The organism is Pontibacter sp. CAU 1760 (assembly GCF_054482735.1).
The window spans coordinates 262,298-278,717 of sequence record NZ_JBTLRL010000001.1 but is presented as its reverse complement, the minus strand read 5'-3'; the positions used below and the strand labels follow the sequence as shown (position 1 = coordinate 278,717).

Here is a 16,420-nt window from a genome sequence, read left to right as displayed (position 1 = left end):
ACTTACCAGGCACGTTGCTTTGCCTGTCAGCCATTTATCCACTCACAACGGCAGATTACAGAAGCCCTCCCTGCTATCCTAAACGGTTTTAACCCGCAGAAAATTAGGTCCATAAAAAATAATTACGGGCCAGTATGATAGTTTTAAAAACCTTTTTGATAGTTTTGCTATCATTTACAATAGTAAAAACCTAAACCCCTTACGCCCAACTCAATTTTATGCTATCATTGTTAAACCCCGTCGTGCTTTTCTTTGTATTGGGCGCCTTTGCCGGAGTCATTAAATCCGACCTGCGCATACCCAAAGATTTTTACCACACTCTGAGCATCTACCTACTGCTCTCTATCGGCATTAAGGGGGGCATCGAACTGTTCCATACCCAGTCGCCCATCTGGGGGCCGGCAGCTGGAACAATTGTGCTTGGAGGGATCATCACGGTGCTGGCCATGTTCATCCTGCAGCGCGTCGGCCGCTTCAACAGAACCGATGCCATCGCCATCGCGACGCACTATGGCTCTGTGAGTGCCGTAACGTTTGCTGTTGTGCTCAGCTACCTCAGCAGCAAGGGCATATTTTATGAGCAGTATAGCACCGTGTTGCTGGTGCTACTGGAGATACCGGCCATTGGGGTGGGCATCTTGCTGGCCAAGCTAAACCCCGGCAGCGGCCGCATGCAAATTGGCAAGCTGCTGCACGAGGTTTTCCTGGGTAAAACCATCCTCCTGCTAATTGGCGGGCTGCTGATTGGCCTGCTTACGGCCTATACCCACAACGAAGACATTAACTTTTTCTTCCTCGGGTTGTTTAAAGGCTTCCTGGCGATATTTATGTTAGAAATGGGCATTGTAACCTCCGAAAGATTTGGGGATTTAAAGAAAGTAGGACTATTTTTGCTGGTATTCGGTATGGCAATGCCAATCGTCTCGGCCATGCTGGGGATAGCGGTGGGTATGCTGGTTGGGCTTAGCCTGGGCGGCACAGTGGTATTGGCCACCATGGCGGCCAGTGCTTCGTACATAGCAGCGCCTGCTGCCATGAAGATCGCGCTGCCTGACGCGAACGCTACTTTTTACCTGACTTCCTCCCTGGGCATCACCTTCCCTTTCAACATCCTGATAGGTATCCCGTTGTACCATCATATGGCGGAGTTTATGATGCAGCAACTATAATCCGGGCACGCCACCAACTTATTATGATAACATCAAGCGTAAAAATCAGCCTCAACCACAAATCGTACCTGCGCGAACCGGAGGGCACTGTTTTGGGGCAAAAGATAATCACCGAAAGCATCCGGCTGATTGACGAGTTGGGCTTTGAGCAGTTCACGTTCAAGAAGCTCGCCACCGAGATCGGTTCTACGGAAGCCTCCATTTACCGCTACTTCGAGAACAAGCACAAGCTGCTGGTATACCTGGTGTCGTGGTACTGGGCCTGGCTGCAGTACACCGTCACGTTCCAAACGCAAAATATGCCCAACCCTACGGAGCGTCTGAGCCGTGCCATTGAGGTGGTTGCCCGGGCCGGGCAGGCCGATGATCCTTTGGTGGCTTACATTGATGAGCGCATTTTGCACCGTGTGATCGTGGCGGAGTCGTCGAAGGTATACCATACCAAGGAAGTAGACGCGGAAAATAAGGAGGGTTATTTTCTGGAGCTGAAGCGCTTCTGCCATTTTCTGGCCCTGATTGTGCTGGAGATCAACCCCGACTATCCATACCCGCATGCGCTTATAAGCACCATGCTGGATGCGGCGCACCAGCAGTTGTTTTTTGCCCAGCACCTGCCCTCGCTAACCGATGTGGCGGCAGAACGGTACACAGATACAGTAAACTTCCTGAAGCAGATGGTTTTTGCAGCCATCAAATAAGCGACCGGTAAAATTAAAAAATTAGTCCTCATGGATAAATCAAGCACAGCACCCAAGTACACCCCCATGCAGCGGTTCCTGCAGCTGCTCTCTGTCGAGCGGCGCGAGATCCTGTATATGTATGTCTACGCCATCGCTGCCGGACTCATCAGCCTGATGCTGCCCCTGGGCATACAGAGCATCATTGGCTTTGTGTCGAGCGGGCAGGTAACGGTGTCGGTGGTCGTGTTGATCAGTTTGATCGTGCTGGCTCTGCTGATTGTGGGTGGCCTGCAGGTGATGCAGCTGTGGCTGGTGGAGTTTATCCAGCAGCGCCTGTTTGCCCGCACTGCCGCGGAGTTCGCTTACCGTGTGCCCCGCCTGCAGTCGGAGGAACTGCTGAAGTATTACCCGCCAGAGCTAATGAACCGCTTTTTTGATGTGCCGGTGCTGCAGAAAGGCCTGGCCAAAATCCTGATCGACTTTTCCACAGCTGTTATCCAGATTATCTTCGGGCTGCTGCTGCTGTCGTTTTACCATCCCTATTTCATCTTCTTCGGCCTGTTCCTGATTCTGGTGCTGGTCCTTATTATCTGGGCTACGGGCAAAAAAGGCATCGACACCAGCATACAGGAGTCGAAGTACAAGTACAAGCTGGTCGCGTGGCTCGAGGAGATGGCGCGTTCCCTGAGCACCTTTAAGCTGGTTGGCCATACCGACTTGCCCATGGAGCGCACGAACCGCTACGTTTCCAATTACCTGGACGTGCGCCGGCAGCATTTTAAGGTGCTTATGACGCAGTACTTCAGTTTCGTGGGCTTTAAGACTTTTATCACCGGGGGTTTGCTGGTGCTGGGCTGTATCCTGGTGGTGCAGCAGGAGATCAACATCGGGCAGTTTGTGGCCTCTGAGATCGTGATCATCCTCATCATGACGGCGGTGGAAAAGATCATCATCAAATTGGACACGGTGTATGATGTGATGGCCAGCCTGGATAAGATTGGACAGGTGACAGACCTGCCGCTGGAAGAAGTGACAGGAATCAAGCTAGACGACCTGCCCATGACCGGCGGGATGAGTATCCAGGCCAAAAACCTGACCTATAACTTCCAGGACACCCGGAAAGTGGCCCTAGAGGGTATAACTTTTACCGTGCAGCCCTCTGAGCGCATATGCCTGGCAGGCTTTAACAGCTCCGGCAAAAGCACTCTGATCAATATTATCCTTGGCTTGTTCCCATCGTACCAAGGCAGCTTGTCTTTTAACGGCATCTCGCTGCACGACCTGCACAAAGGGAACCTGCGCAGCCTGATCGGCGACAACATCTCTAAAGAGCAGGTATTTGACGGCACCCTGATCGAGAACATCACGCTGGGCCGCGACCTGCCGATGAAGGACATCCTGTGGGCCATCAACCTGACGGGGCTCTCCCCCTTCATCAACACGCTACCTGACGGCCTGCACTCTTACCTGACGGGGGGCAGCATGCGCCTGCCTGGCAGCGTGGCCCGCAAGATTGTAATGGCCCGCAGCCTGGTGCAGCGCCCTAAGCTCCTGATCATCGACAACTATTGGGCGGGAATGGCCCAGAAAGACAAAATGGAATTCCTGCACCTGCTCATGAGCACGCAGTTCGACTGGACCATGCTGATCGTGTCGAACGACCGCGACGTGATGCAGATGTGCGACAAAACCCTGTTGCTACAGGACGGCCGCATGGTGGTATATGATACCTATGAGCAAATCAAGAAGCTGGATATTTTACACGAACTGACAGACGTTACCTCCTAGTTATGGCGATAGAGAACGAAGTAAGCACGCGAGGCAACACCGTAGCGGACATACTGGCCCAGGTGGAAACACCCCGGTTGGGGCGTACACTGACCTATTGGATCGGGGGAATCTTTCTCACAATCTTCCTGAGCCTTTTCCTCCCCTGGACACAGAACATCCGCTCTACAGGAGACCTAACGGCACTCACCCCACAAGACAGACCGCAAACGCTGGAGGCAACCATTGCCGGGCGAATCGAGAAGTGGCACGTGATGGAGGGGGCCTTTGTGCGCAAGGGCGATACCATCGCGAGCATCACGGAAGTGAAGGAAAAGTACATGGACCCGAACCTGCTGTCGCGGCTTGGCGAGCAGGTAGAGGCCAAGCAGGGAGCCGTTTCAGCAACGGAGGATAAAGCACTGGCCATGCAGCAGCAAATAAAGGCGCTTCGCGAGGGGCTTGTGTTTAGCTTGCAGAAGGCCCGCAACAAAGTGGAGCAAACCCGCCTGAAGCTGCAAAGCGACAGCATGGATGTGGTGGCCCAGCGCATGGAGCTCTCCATTGCCGAGTCGCAGTTTGCGCGCCAAGAAAACCTTTATGAGCAGGGGCTAAAATCGCTGACGGAACTGGAGCAACGCCGCCTTAAGTTGCAGGAGGCCCAGGCAAAACTCGTGTCTCTGGTCAATAAGTATGAGGCAACACAGGCAGAACTGCAGAACGCGCGCACAGAACTTAACTCGCTGCAAGCCGAGTATGCCGATAAGATTGCCAAGGCAGAGGCTGAACTGAGCGCCACCCGCTCTTACATTTATGGCACACAGGCAGATGTGGCCAAGCTGCAGAACGAGTATAGCAGCACCCAGATCCGGAGCCAGTATTACCAGATCGTGGCCCCACAGGACGGCTACTTAGTCAAGACGCTAAAAGCAGGTATAGGCGAAACGATAAAAGAAGGCGAGGCCCTGGCCACCATCATGCCCGAAAATCCTGACCTGGCTGCAGAGTTGTACATCGATGCCCTGGATTTGCCTTTGATTGAGCGCGGTGACCCCGTACGCCTGCAGTTTGAGGGCTGGCCTACGTTAGTCTTCTCCGGATGGCCGGGTGCTAGCTTCGGTACGTTCGGCGGCCGAGTGGCGGTGATCGACAACTCCGGCACTAACGGCAAATACCGCATGCTGGTAGTGCCCGACCCTGACTCCGAGCCTTGGCCAGAGGCCCTGCGCGTGGGTTCCGGGGTATACGGCTGGGCTATGCTAAACACAGTACCGATCTGGTATGAGATCTGGCGACAACTCAATAGCTTCCCTCCGGATTATTCTACAGGGAAATCCCAAAATCAACCTGGCGACACTAAAGTGGCGAAAGCCGCTTACACAGAATCTGAAAAGGAATAAGCTGCTCTATGCACATTTTAAATTACATAAGGTTGCAGGTTTTGCTTGCGCTGATGCTAGTCCTGAGCGCACCTGGTGCCCTCGCCCAAGAGAGCGACTCGGCGCAGGTGCAGGTGCTTCCTTTATCTGAGTTCCATAGCCTGATCTTGCAGTATCACCCCATGGCCTCGCAGGCAGCCCTGCTTACCGAGCAGGCAAGGCAGGAACTGCGCATTGCCCGCGGTGCCATGGACCCCGTTATTGCAAGCAAGGTATACCGCAAAGAGTTCGGCGGAAAGGAATACTATAACCTCTGGAACAACACGCTCCGGGTACCGCTCTGGTTTGGCCCCGACATCAAGGCGGGCTTCGAGAAAAACAGCGGTGCCCTGCTGAACCCCGAGAACAGCACGCCTTCCGATGGCTTGAGTTCTGTGGGCATTTCGGTGCCGCTGGGGCAGGGCTTGTTTATTGATGAGCGCCGTTCAGTTATTCGCCAAGCCCGCTTGCTGCAGGATATTGCCGAGGCAGACCGGGTGAAAATGATCAACAAACTGCTGCTACAAGCCACTAAAGACTATTGGGACTGGCTCCTGAATTACCAGCAGGTGCAGCTATACCAGGAGTCTGTGGAACTGGCTAATTTCCGGCTTTCTGCCGTCCGCATTCGGGTACGGGAAGGCGACCTGCCCGCCATTGACACCGTAGAGGCGCTGACGGAACTGCAATCGAGGCAGGTACTGCTACAGGATGCCAGCCTGGGGTATAACAATGCCCGCCTAACGGTGGCTACGCACCTGTGGGGCATGGATGAAGTACCTTTAGAGTTACAGGACAGCACCATCCCGGCTCTAATCGGCACTGAACTTACTCCTCTGGCAACTGACTCTTTGAGCCAGTTGCTGGACCGGGCCAGGGCCAACCACCCCGAACTGCGCAAGCTTGCCCTGAAGGGGGAGCAACTGCAGATAGAACGCCGTTTTGCTGCAGATAAGCTGAAGCCGAAGCTAAACGCGGAGTATAACCTGTTGCAGAAAGATTTTTACCTGGAGCCAGAGGCCCTGGACCGCCGGTTTATGGGCGAGAACTACAAGCTGGGCCTCAGCTTTAGCCTTCCGCTGTTTCTGCGGCAGGAACGCGGCAAACTGCAGCTCACCAAACTCAAGCAGCAGTCTAATGCGCTGGAGTTTACCCAAACCTCCCGCGAGATAGAGAACAATTTGCTGTCCGCTTACAACGAGTGGCAAACCCTGGAAGAGCAGATCAGGCTGCAACAGCAGATGGTAGCCAATGCCACTACCCTGCGCAACGGCGAGGTAATCCGGTTCCGCAACGGCGAAAGCTCCCTGTTCCTGGTAAACTCCCGCGAGATGAAGCTGATCGAGGCCCAGGTGAAACTCTATACCCTCCAGTCGAAGTACGCGAAGGCCAAAACCTACCTCTACTGGGCTGCGGGGCAGATGAACTAGCCTACCCTGCATGTAGCCACTAGTAAGTTTTGAAAATCATCTCTGAATAAAATTCTTTAGGGAGAAAGTGTACAGTGCCTTCTTCTTTTTAACAGGTAAAGGGCACTTCTACACTGTTCGGGCTGTTGCTCAATTGCCACTAGCCCTTGTTCCTGTGTTCAGAAAATTCCTTTACCCTATACTGCTGTGCTGCGTCTTGCTCAGCCACACCTCCTGCGAGAAGGAAGCAGCGGCGGCGGCTCCAGTAGCCGCCAAAGTTCCTGCAGAAGCCTTGCCATACGTCTCCTCGGAACTGCTGCTCAGCGTTCCGAAGGACTTGCTGCAGCAACTGGTTCTATCGGAAGGCTACAGCACGTATGGCTCAGAAGTGCAGTACGGCATATCGGTGTACCGGATGGTGTACACCACTACCTACCAGGGCCGCGCCATACATGCCTCCGGGCTGGTATGCATGCCGCAGCACATGGCAGCACCGGCACCTGTAATCAGTGCTCAGCACGGCACTATTTTCGCCCATGCAGATGCCCCGTCAAACTTCAGGGAATTATCCGGGTTTGAGCTCTTTGCCTCGGCTGGTTACGTCTTGCTGCTCCCGGACTACATTGGTTTTGGCGCCTCCAAAGACATCCTGCACCCTTATTACGACCAGCTGCATTCCGCATTGGCTGTTGTGGACATGATCAAGGCGGCAAAGGCGCTGTACAAGCAGCATAAGGTGCCTGTCAGCGATAAATTATTTCTGGTGGGATATTCTGAGGGCGGTTATGTAACCCTGGCCGCGCAGAAAGAGATCGAGACCAATCCGGCGCACGGGCTGAAAGTAACGGCTTCGGCGGCTGGCGCAGGGGGGTATAACCTGGTGGAGATGTTGGGTACTATCAAATCTGGTGCGCCATACCCCTATCCTGCCTACCTGACCTATGTGCTACAGGCGTACAACACAACCAACAATTGGAACCGGCCGCTCACCGACTTTTTCCGGGAACCTTACGCATCTAAACTTCCCGACTTGTTTGATGGGAGCCAGGGCGGCAGTGCCATCAACCGCGAACTAACAACTGACCCCAAGCAACTCTTCAGTGCTTCATTTTTCGAGGGCCTGCAACATAGCCAGCAGGAAGTGGCGCTGAAAGAAGCTCTGCAGGCCAACAGCTTTCCGGGCTGGGTACCGCAAAGCCCTACCCGCCTTTACCACGGCACCACCGATCACATTGTGCCGTTCAGCAATTCTCAGGCAACCTACGAGCAATTTAAGAAGGGGGGCGCCCAACAACTCGAATTCATCCCGGTAGAGGGGAAAGGCCACAGTTCAGCCTTCGAGCCGATGCTCCGCTCTGTCATACCCTGGATTCGGCAGTTTTAACGCCTGGTGGTTAAGGCGCCTCCCTAACGGCCTGCCACCACTACTTTCTCTTTAAAAGTAGCCTTTTCTCCATTCAGCCCGAATAGCTCGATGTAGAAGAGGTAGTAGCCCATGCCTGCCTTAGCACCATCTTGCCGCAAGCCGTCCCACCGGAAAAAGCCATTGGCCGCTAAGAGTTCGTTGCGGGCCAGCTTCCGAATTTCACGGCCCTGCGCATCAAACACGGTAATATTGGCGACCAGCCCCGCTTTGTCTGTGGCGTAGTTTACCGTGGTGAAGTCGTCGAAGCCGTCGCCATCGGGAGAGAACACCTGCGGTACTATTTTGAAAAGGCGCTCTGTCGCCACCCCTTCCTGAGTCTGCGAGTTTTTATACCCCGGCGTAGCGAAGATAGTGCTGGCTGCTGAATGGAAATTGCCGGCTTGGGTTGGTCCATCCAGCCGCACCCGTTCCAGCGAAACACCGTTTTTATCATCCAGCAGCGCAAAGTGCATCTTCTCATCGTAGCTGAATTGGTCGGCTGTCTGGCCATTTGGTTGTATTATCACTACCGTTCCGGCCGCATCGGGGTAAGTGGGCAGGCTGCTCATGCGCAATAAGTTCTGTGCCTTCGGGTAATTGCTTCGGATGTTATCGGGGTTGGCGGTAAGCGCTACATACTGGCCGGGTGCCAGTACATAATGGGCTGTTGTGATGACCTTGAGGTTGGTGATGCTGTCTCCGCCGGTGTTGGCCAGCTTCCAGTCTTTCAGGTCAAGGTATTTATCGCTGCGGTTCACCAGTTCTACAAAGTCGGCTCCGTTGGGGCGTGGGTTAAAGAGTATTTCGTTTAGGACCACATCGCCCGGAGCAGGGGCCGAAGGCAGGGCAAAGGAAAGCTGGTGGGCGGCGCTTAAGTTACCGGCACAATCAGTTATACCGTTTACCGTAAGCGTATACGCTTGCTTTTCCTGTAAGGGAGCGGCCAGGGTCAGGAGTACTTCCGAGAATAAGGGGCCTTGCGGCGCTGCAGCTTGTATAGCTATTTCAGGACTCAGCGTATAGCGGGTAAGGGATGCGGCCTGCATGCTATCCAGGCGTTCATCAAAACGAAGCAGCAATTTATTAACTGTTACAGCTACCACCTGGTGCAGTGCCGGTGGCCGGTTGTCAGGGTTTTGTGCCGCCACTGAGTTGGGCTCCGCTGGCGTGCCGCCACGCGCATCCGTCGCCGCCGACCAGTTCTCTATACCGCCACAGGGGTTGGAGACATCGATCATCTCAAGGCTCCAGCCACCTTCCTTTTTACTGCTGTTCTTATACCATGTGTCTGCGTACTGCACAGCCGAAATGAGCTTGCCGTTGGGCTGGCGCAGTTGCAGCAATTCGCCGCTGTTGTTCAGGCTCGGGAAGTTGCTGATGCCAATCACCTTGCCATACCCCTTAAAATTTTCGACCTGCGTACTCGGCACCACCACCGCATACTCCTGCGGCAACAATTGCACATCCGGAAAAGTAGCTGTAGAAGTAGCATCCGCATACCGGATCCCCTTCAGCGACAACACTTCATTTGTTGGGTTATAAAGCTCGATATATTCCTGCGCGGGTAGCTCCACTGCCGGCGTTTCATCAGCCATGATCTCAGTGATGAGCAGCTGGTTATACCCTGGCAGCACAGCAGTCGGCACAAAACCAAACTTCACCTCATGAGTTGATGTCAGGGCATTCCCGTACAAATCTGCTAAACCTGTTAGCTGCAGCACATTCTCGCCTGGCCTGAAAGGGCCACTGAAAACCAGCCGCACAGTGCCCACTTCTGTCAGCTCTGCAATCAAAGGCTTTTGCGTACCGTTGAGGGTATAGTGTGCTGCCTGGCTCGCTTGCTGTGTCAAAAGCGGCTCGTTAAAGCGCAGCGTCAATTCTTCCGGGCCACTGGTTTGCACCTGCGTCAAACCGGGTGGTTGCGTATCGGTGATCTTAAAATCATCGAAGAAGAATTTCTGGCTGTTGGCCGAAGAGTAATGCAGGTACAGCCCAAAATAGCTGGATCGGTTGTAGGTGCCATCGGTGGCAGTGCCCTGGCTGCTGTACTCCTGCCCGTTGCCCAATAGGTCAATGTCAAGTTGCCATACATCCGTCACGCTTCTGCTCACCCGCACCCGCACCACATTGTCGGTGCCACCAAGGGTTTTGTCTTCGCCGTTGATAAGGTATACCGGGGGTTTCCCCGCGTCTTTCCGAAACAAGCTCACCTCGTCGGGCGTGCCGCCAAGCCGCACGAAGTAGCCGTTGGCCATGCTCAGGTCTGCTGCGTTTGCTACCAAAAACACATCAGCATAATTAGCGGCAGAGGTTGCTAGCTTTAAATTTGCCCAGAACTCCCATACGGTGCCTGTAATTGCCTGCGATGGGGTTACCAGTTGCAGCTCTGTGCCGGTGGTAGCTGGCCCGTTGCTCTGCAGTTGCCTCTGCGGGTTCACTATAAAGTTATTTTCGCTCCCCGTCCAGGTGGGGTTCTGTATAAAGTCGCCGTCCGAGAAACTTTCCTGTAGTTGTGCCTGGGCAAGCATAGGCAACAGCAGAAGAAGTGCGAGTATAGCTTTTTTCATAGGCAGGGGTTGCGGGTACTGTGTACTGAGTGAAACCCATAAATGATTCAGCAACACGGCGCAAACTGTTTACCTGATGCAGAAACGGGCCAAACCACCCCTACCCCTTATCCAAGGAGGAGGACGTTAATCTTGCAGCTTCTCGGCATAGGTTTGGGATGGTAGCTTCTGTATTGCCTTTTTAGACTGCGCGCTACTCATCCCGATGGTTGTGCTGGGGAACAGGACCAAGAGGCATACCTGATTATTCATCCAGCTATGTTTTGAGGATTTGTCATCTGATTTATTGGCCGAATACCTCTTGCCGGTTATGCTTTCTCCTAGCGCTTCGTACCTCTTCACACAATTTTAAGGAAGTTTCGCCCTGGATTTTATGTAACAGACCGTCCTCCTAATTTATACAAAATGATAGGTTTATGCATTGCAAAGTTTATATGAGAAGGTGTATTTTATTCAAAACTTACTAATTTGCAACTGCATCCGTAGGTTTTGCTGCGCTAATTGTGCGATGAACAGTTTTGGTGCGCTTTTGATCTTAGAATCAAATTAACTTAATATCTATACCTTAAAACAATGAAAGTAGCAGTTGTAGGCGCCACAGGATTGGTTGGCGGCGAAATTTTAAAAGTACTGGAGGAGCGTAATTTTCCGGTGGATGAGTTGTTGTTGGTTGCTTCTGAGAGGTCTGTTGGCAAGCAGATGACGTTTAAAGGTAAACAGATTAAAGTGATCGGAATGCAGGACGCGATTGCGGCGGCCCCGCAAATTGCGATTTTCTCGGCTGGCGGCAGCACCTCCACGGAGTGGGCCCCAAAGTTTGCCGAGGCAGGCATTACAGTAGTAGATAATTCCTCAGCCTGGCGCATGGACCCTACCAAGAAACTGGTGGTGCCGGAAATCAACGCCGACGAGCTGACAAAAGAAGATAAAATTATTGCCAACCCGAACTGCTCGACCATCCAGATGGTGGTGGCGCTCAACAATCTGCACAAGGAGCTGCAGATGCAGCGCGTGGTAGTGAGCACCTACCAGTCGGTGACGGGCACAGGCAAGGCGGCTGTAGACCAGCTGATGAACGAACGTGCCGGCAAAGACGGCGATATGGCTTACCCCTACCCGATTGACCTGAACGTGCTGCCGCACATCGACGTGTTTCAGGACAACGGCTATACCAAAGAGGAGATGAAGATGATCCTCGAAACGAAAAAGATCATGGGCGACGACTCCATCCGGGTGACGGCTACGGCAGTTCGCATTCCGGTGATGGGCGGCCACTCGGAGTCGGTGAACGTAGAGTTTGCAAAGGACTTTACGCTGGACCAGGTGTACAGCATCCTGAACGAGACGGAGGGTGTGGTAGTGGTAGACGATGTAAAGAACCTGCAGTACCCAATGCCGAAGGATGCCCATGGCAAGGACGAGGTGCTGGTAGGCCGCATCCGCCTGGACGAAACGCAGCCGCGCACCCTAAACATGTGGATTGTGGCCGACAACCTGCGTAAAGGCGCCGCCACCAACGCCGTGCAGATTGCCGAGTACTTGGTGAAGCACGAACTGGTGTAAGTTTCAGACATTAAAAATAAACCTGAAAAGGGGAGCCCTATGGTTCCCCTTTTTGTTGCCGGGTACATTTACCGCTTTCGCCGTTCGCCAAGGCCACCCCACTCTCAGCTGCCAGCTAAAAACGCTCACTTACCGGTTATCACAGCAGGTGCTTGTCAGCAATATGGTACTGTGGCAGAAAGAATTTAAAGAAGCGGCCTGTTGCATTTAGCATTTTGCTTATCTTCCGTCTGTAAGAGCGTGTCAGTTCCTTGAGTAGAAAAGCTAATGCAATGAGGCCTTACATTAGCAAACGCTCTACCCATAGTGCAGATATACCGAATGGACCTCCGTTTATCTGCTAGTTAGCTGCAAGTGAAATCATTAAACATCTCAGATATGAAAGCAAACAAATTTTATATTGGTCTCCTGGTGCTTCTATCATTCCTGGCTTCATCCTATATTGAGAAAAAAGTGTCTGAACCTGATTATTTTGTGTTTGGTCTTCTTTATGGGCAATGCAAAAGTGGGGAATGCATCAAAATATATAAGATTGAAAACAGCACTCTACAGCTCTATAAAGAAGATACATCCCATTATCCACCTTTTAATACATTTCATAGTGGTAACTATAAAGAGCTGAGCAAAGACAAGTATAAACAGGTACGCACGATAATTTCAAAAATCCCACAGCAATTGATTCTAACTCAAAGCGGTACTATAGGCACGCTTGATGATATGAAGCAGGATATGCTCTATTTTGAGTACGCTGAGAATGGAATTAAGAAGTTCTGGGTAATTGATCCTAACAAAAAGCAGCTACCAGCTTATCTACATCCATTTATTGATGATATTGACAGAACAGTTAAGCTTTTGGAACAATAGAAGCTCCTACAGCTAACCCCGTACAGCTTCTATGCTCGGCTACGCCTCACCCATCGGCTACACGAGTAACGTTGGACATAATCTAAATATGGAAGCTGCGAAAATGATAGTCATTGTTTACAGAAAGATTTCAATCGACTACTAACTTGAATAGGAGGTGGCCGCTACATGTCTATCAGTACCTCTGAGATTGAGGCAGAGTAATTCTTGGGAATGCCACAGTAAGCTGATGGGGATAAAGCAAAAACATTACCTCATCGGGGAAAGAAGCTATCGGATCGTCGTAAAATGGACAGAGAACAGTCAGAATAAGGAGCGACACTGTTTCAAATTTAAATTTACCCTCAGGTGTCAGTATTTCCTGAAATGTTTTAGTTAATATTTAGTTTTCACTAATAAAGCAAATGATGTGCTTCGTAAAATTATTTATTAGAACATATTGAATATATTGAAATTATACGTATAAAATTTAAAAAAATATTAATATTCAATAAATGAAGACGTTACTGCACTTATGCCTACTACTGGCTTTTGTTTCATGTGATTCTATGGAAGATGTGAAGCCAGTGTTTCTAAATAACGATGTATGCAGAATGGCCACTTTTGATGTCAGAAATGATGGCGGAGGGAGATTTCAAGAGTTCCTTTATGATGAAAACAGAACGCTGCTTGGAATGGAAACATCGTTTACTGATGGAGGAGTTTACATTAAGGAGTTGTTTGAGTTTAACTCGCAAAACAAAATATCCCAAAGGACTTATTACGTTTATGACAAATTAGATAGTTATACTACCTATGAGTATAATGCTACAGGATTACTTACAAGAGTTACTACTTTTGGGAAAGAGGAGGGAAGTATTAGTGTTACAAAGAAGTTGCAGACCAAAACATATGAATATAGCTCCCCAAAAGAACTAAGAAGCGTAACCATTACTGAACCAACTGCTACCACTGAAGTTTGGTTGTATGAATACAGCAATGGACTGATGCACACAGCTAGGCTCTATAGACCAGCAGGAACGCTTGTGGAGTCAAATTCGCTGGAATACGATAGTAGAGACCGCGCTTTTTTTGAGGCCCTGCCTTTTATTAATGATGTTGCGTTTGGGGAAAGCCTTGGATATCCTTACTACCGCAATATTACAAAGCTCACTAAAACCAGACCAGATGGCTCTGTTGCTAAACAAAACTCCTATACTTCCATATTTGAATACAACTTAGACGGCTACACTACTCTAGAGGCCAGAACAAGACTTGACAAGAGCATAACGGATACCTTTAGCTATAGTTATAATTGTGAAAAGTAACTGCTAGTTATTCTATCCTGTACTTTGTCAGTTCTCTTGTATAACAGTTTTTAAATACAAAGAGAAAAGCTTGCTTGTAATAGGGCCTGATGTACTACTTCTTACCTACAGAAGTAGGGGTTTTATCCAGAATAAATGGGTACAGAAAGAACAAAAACAAATGCCTAACAAATTCTATAAGTTAGCTGCGCCACCTTATAGCATAGACCATAAAACACTAATAACCAGCCATAAACATCATCAGCCCGGCTAGTGCGCTAATGGCTATCCACGGAATCATACCTACTTTAAAGCGGTGCATCGCTACAATGGACACAAGCACCCAGCTGAGGCTGAAGTAGTCGATGGCGGCGAGCCCACTGCCATCTGCCCGAAATACCACGGCCCGCCCCAGGTATACCGTCAGGTTCAGGACTACCCCCACTACAGCAGCCGTCACGAGCCCTAAAACAGCTTTCACCCTTCGGTTGCTCTTCGTCTGCTCCACCAGGGGCGCACCCACCAGTATAAACACAAAACAGGGCAGGAAAGTATAAAAGGTGGTGGCCAGCAAACCCATGCTTCCCATCAGCAGGGAACCACCAAAGTGATTATACCCCGCCATAAACCCCACAAACGCCAGCACCATGATCAGGGGTCCCGGTGTGGTCTCGCCCAAGGCAAGACCGTCGATCATCTGGTGGCTGCTTAGCCAGTTCAGTTGCTCAACCGCCACCTGCGCCACATAAGGCAACACAGCATAGGCGCCGCCAAAAGTAACCAAAGCCGCCTTGGTGAAAAACAGTGAAAGCCTTCTCCAAAAATCGGCATCGGGGAGCAGCAGGTAGTACAGTGCAAAAGGCAATGCCCAGAGTAGCAGCGCCATGCTCACCTGCTTCACAACGCGCAGTGGGGTGAGTCCGGTATCCGGGAGGACGGTATGCGCATTGATGAAGTACTCGGCCTCTTGGGCTGGCTCCTGCCTATCGGAGCCGTGCTGCCGCAGCATATCTGGAAAGCCCCATGACAAGGTGAAAGCAAGCAGCAAGGTGCCCAGGATGATGAGGGGGAAAGGGACGTTGGCAAAATAGAGCAGTACAAAACTAGACAGCGCTAACAGATAGTGCAGCGACCCGTTCAGCGCTTTTTTCCCGATTTTGATGAATGCCAGCACCACAATGGCCACCACAGCGGGTTTAAGCCCATAAAAGAGTGCCGCCACCCAAGGTATGCTGCCATAACTTACATACACCATGCTCAGCCCCAACAAAATAAACACCGAAGGCAGCACAAAGAGCACGCCAGCCACCAGGCCTCCGCGCAGGCCATGCAGCAGCCACCCGATGTAGGTTGCCAACTGCTGCGCCTCAGGCCCCGGCAAAAGCATGCAGTAGTTGAGCGCGTGCAGAAACCGGGAGTCCGAAACCCACTTTTTCTGCTCCACCACAAACGCATGCATGATGCTGATCTGGCCTGCCGGCCCGCCAAAACTGATGAAGCCAAGCTTCAGCCAAAAGTAAAAGGCCTCTTTAAAGCTAGGCTTTTGGTTGTTAGGCACAACAGGGAAAGAACTTACCAGCATGTTCATCAAAAATATATGGTAAAGAAACAGCGGAAGGTCAAAACCTTATAGCTTTTTGTGCCGCAGGTAATAGCTGCATAGCCTGCCAACACCTCAGCGTAAGAATAGATTAGGATGCAGGAAGTGCTATTCCGGTTACATACTAAACAATAGCTATACGGTACTTACCAGAAATTCTTCAGCTTAATTTATACAAAGAAGCTAAGAATATGTTATATTTTCAGAATAATACACATACGCTACCCTATTACTTTGTCCTCATGAAAATACCTTATCAAATCATACTTTCTGCTGCTACCCTTTTGAGCGTTGCAGCCTGTTCCTCTGAAAATGAGCAGAAGAACACATTTACGCCTACGCCCCTGAACATGGCTACCCCGGCTGCATCGGATACTTCGGCACAGGGCACAGCCAACGTAAACCCTGCGCATGGCCAGCCTAACCACCGCTGCGACATCCCGGTGGGGGCATCGCTGGACCTGCCGGCGCAGCCAGGCCTAAACATGCAACCAACTGTGGCACCGCCCACCCCTACCATCAAAGGCGCAGTAGCCGGAGGCATTAATCCGCCGCATGGCCAACTAGGCCACGACTGCTCTGTTGCCGTTGGCGCTCCTTTAAATAAGTAAGGAAAATATTGCCAACCAAGTGCTTTTAACCCCACACATAGTGCAGGTAGTGGGAGTAGGCACTCCTGCGAGCAGGTAGTT

13 protein-coding genes are annotated in these 16,420 nt (G+C 51.3%); 10 read left to right on the top strand and 3 right to left on the bottom strand.

The features are described 5' to 3' along the window. The first annotated feature begins 218 nt into the window (after positions 1 to 218). The 6 genes from ACXYMU_RS01180 to ACXYMU_RS01155 all read left to right on the top strand — a co-directional run bounded on the left by ACXYMU_RS01180 (position 219) and on the right by ACXYMU_RS01155 (position 7,827). Entirely contained in the window at positions 219 to 1,169 is a 951-nt protein-coding gene (locus tag ACXYMU_RS01180) for a sodium-dependent bicarbonate transport family permease (protein WP_458984511.1), read from the top strand. Positions 1,170 to 1,192: 23 nt separating this feature from the next. Continuing rightward, positions 1,193 to 1,867 carry a TetR/AcrR family transcriptional regulator gene (locus ACXYMU_RS01175; RefSeq protein ID WP_458984510.1) on the top strand — a complete coding sequence of 225 codons (675 nt, stop codon included), beginning with the start codon at positions 1,193 to 1,195 and terminating at the stop codon, positions 1,865 to 1,867. Positions 1,868 to 1,897: 30 nt separating this feature from the next. After that, positions 1,898 to 3,637 carry a peptidase domain-containing ABC transporter gene (locus tag ACXYMU_RS01170; protein ID WP_458984509.1) on the top strand — a complete coding sequence of 580 codons (1,740 nt, stop codon included), beginning with the start codon at positions 1,898 to 1,900 and terminating at the stop codon, positions 3,635 to 3,637. Between the two features lie 2 nt (positions 3,638 to 3,639). Next, a complete protein-coding gene (locus ACXYMU_RS01165; RefSeq protein WP_458984508.1) occupies positions 3,640 to 5,016 on the top strand; it encodes an HlyD family secretion protein in 1,377 nt (458 codons plus the stop codon). 8 nt (positions 5,017 to 5,024) lie between these two features. Next, complete coding sequence (locus ACXYMU_RS01160) at positions 5,025 to 6,464, top strand: TolC family protein (RefSeq protein ID WP_458984507.1); 1,440 nt, start codon at positions 5,025 to 5,027, stop codon at positions 6,462 to 6,464. Between the two features lie 154 nt (positions 6,465 to 6,618). Next, positions 6,619 to 7,827 carry an alpha/beta fold hydrolase gene (locus ACXYMU_RS01155; RefSeq protein ID WP_458984506.1) on the top strand — a complete coding sequence of 403 codons (1,209 nt, stop codon included), beginning with the start codon at positions 6,619 to 6,621 and terminating at the stop codon, positions 7,825 to 7,827. Positions 7,828 to 7,850: 23 nt separating this feature from the next. Here ACXYMU_RS01155 and ACXYMU_RS01150 read toward each other — a convergent pair whose 3' ends face one another. Further along, complete coding sequence (locus ACXYMU_RS01150) at positions 7,851 to 10,415, bottom strand: lamin tail domain-containing protein (RefSeq protein ID WP_458984505.1); 2,565 nt, start codon at positions 10,413 to 10,415, stop codon at positions 7,851 to 7,853. A 126-nt stretch (positions 10,416 to 10,541) separates the two neighbouring features. Next, entirely contained in the window at positions 10,542 to 10,667 is a 126-nt protein-coding gene (locus ACXYMU_RS01145; RefSeq protein ID WP_458984504.1) for a hypothetical protein, read from the bottom strand. A 321-nt stretch (positions 10,668 to 10,988) separates the two neighbouring features. Here ACXYMU_RS01145 and ACXYMU_RS01140 point away from each other — a divergent pair, with 321 nt between their 5' ends. From ACXYMU_RS01140 to ACXYMU_RS01130, 3 genes are all read left to right on the top strand, one after another. Continuing rightward, a complete protein-coding gene (locus ACXYMU_RS01140; RefSeq protein ID WP_458984503.1) occupies positions 10,989 to 11,978 on the top strand; it encodes an aspartate-semialdehyde dehydrogenase in 990 nt (329 codons plus the stop codon). A 378-nt stretch (positions 11,979 to 12,356) separates the two neighbouring features. Then, a complete protein-coding gene (locus tag ACXYMU_RS01135) occupies positions 12,357 to 12,842 on the top strand; it encodes a hypothetical protein (protein ID WP_458984502.1) in 486 nt (161 codons plus the stop codon). A gap of 494 nt (positions 12,843 to 13,336) precedes the next feature. Further along, positions 13,337 to 14,149, top strand: coding sequence for a hypothetical protein (locus tag ACXYMU_RS01130; protein WP_458984501.1), 813 nt, complete (start codon positions 13,337 to 13,339; stop codon positions 14,147 to 14,149). Between the two features lie 217 nt (positions 14,150 to 14,366). Here the strand turns inward: ACXYMU_RS01130 and chrA are convergent, their stop codons facing one another. Further along, entirely contained in the window at positions 14,367 to 15,716 is a 1,350-nt protein-coding gene (gene chrA / locus ACXYMU_RS01125) for a chromate efflux transporter (protein WP_458984500.1), read from the bottom strand. A gap of 254 nt (positions 15,717 to 15,970) precedes the next feature. On the opposite strand from chrA, the gene ACXYMU_RS01120 reads away from it, so the two are divergent. Then, a complete protein-coding gene (locus tag ACXYMU_RS01120; RefSeq protein WP_458984499.1) occupies positions 15,971 to 16,339 on the top strand; it encodes a hypothetical protein in 369 nt (122 codons plus the stop codon). The last annotated feature ends 81 nt before the right edge of the window (positions 16,340 to 16,420 follow it).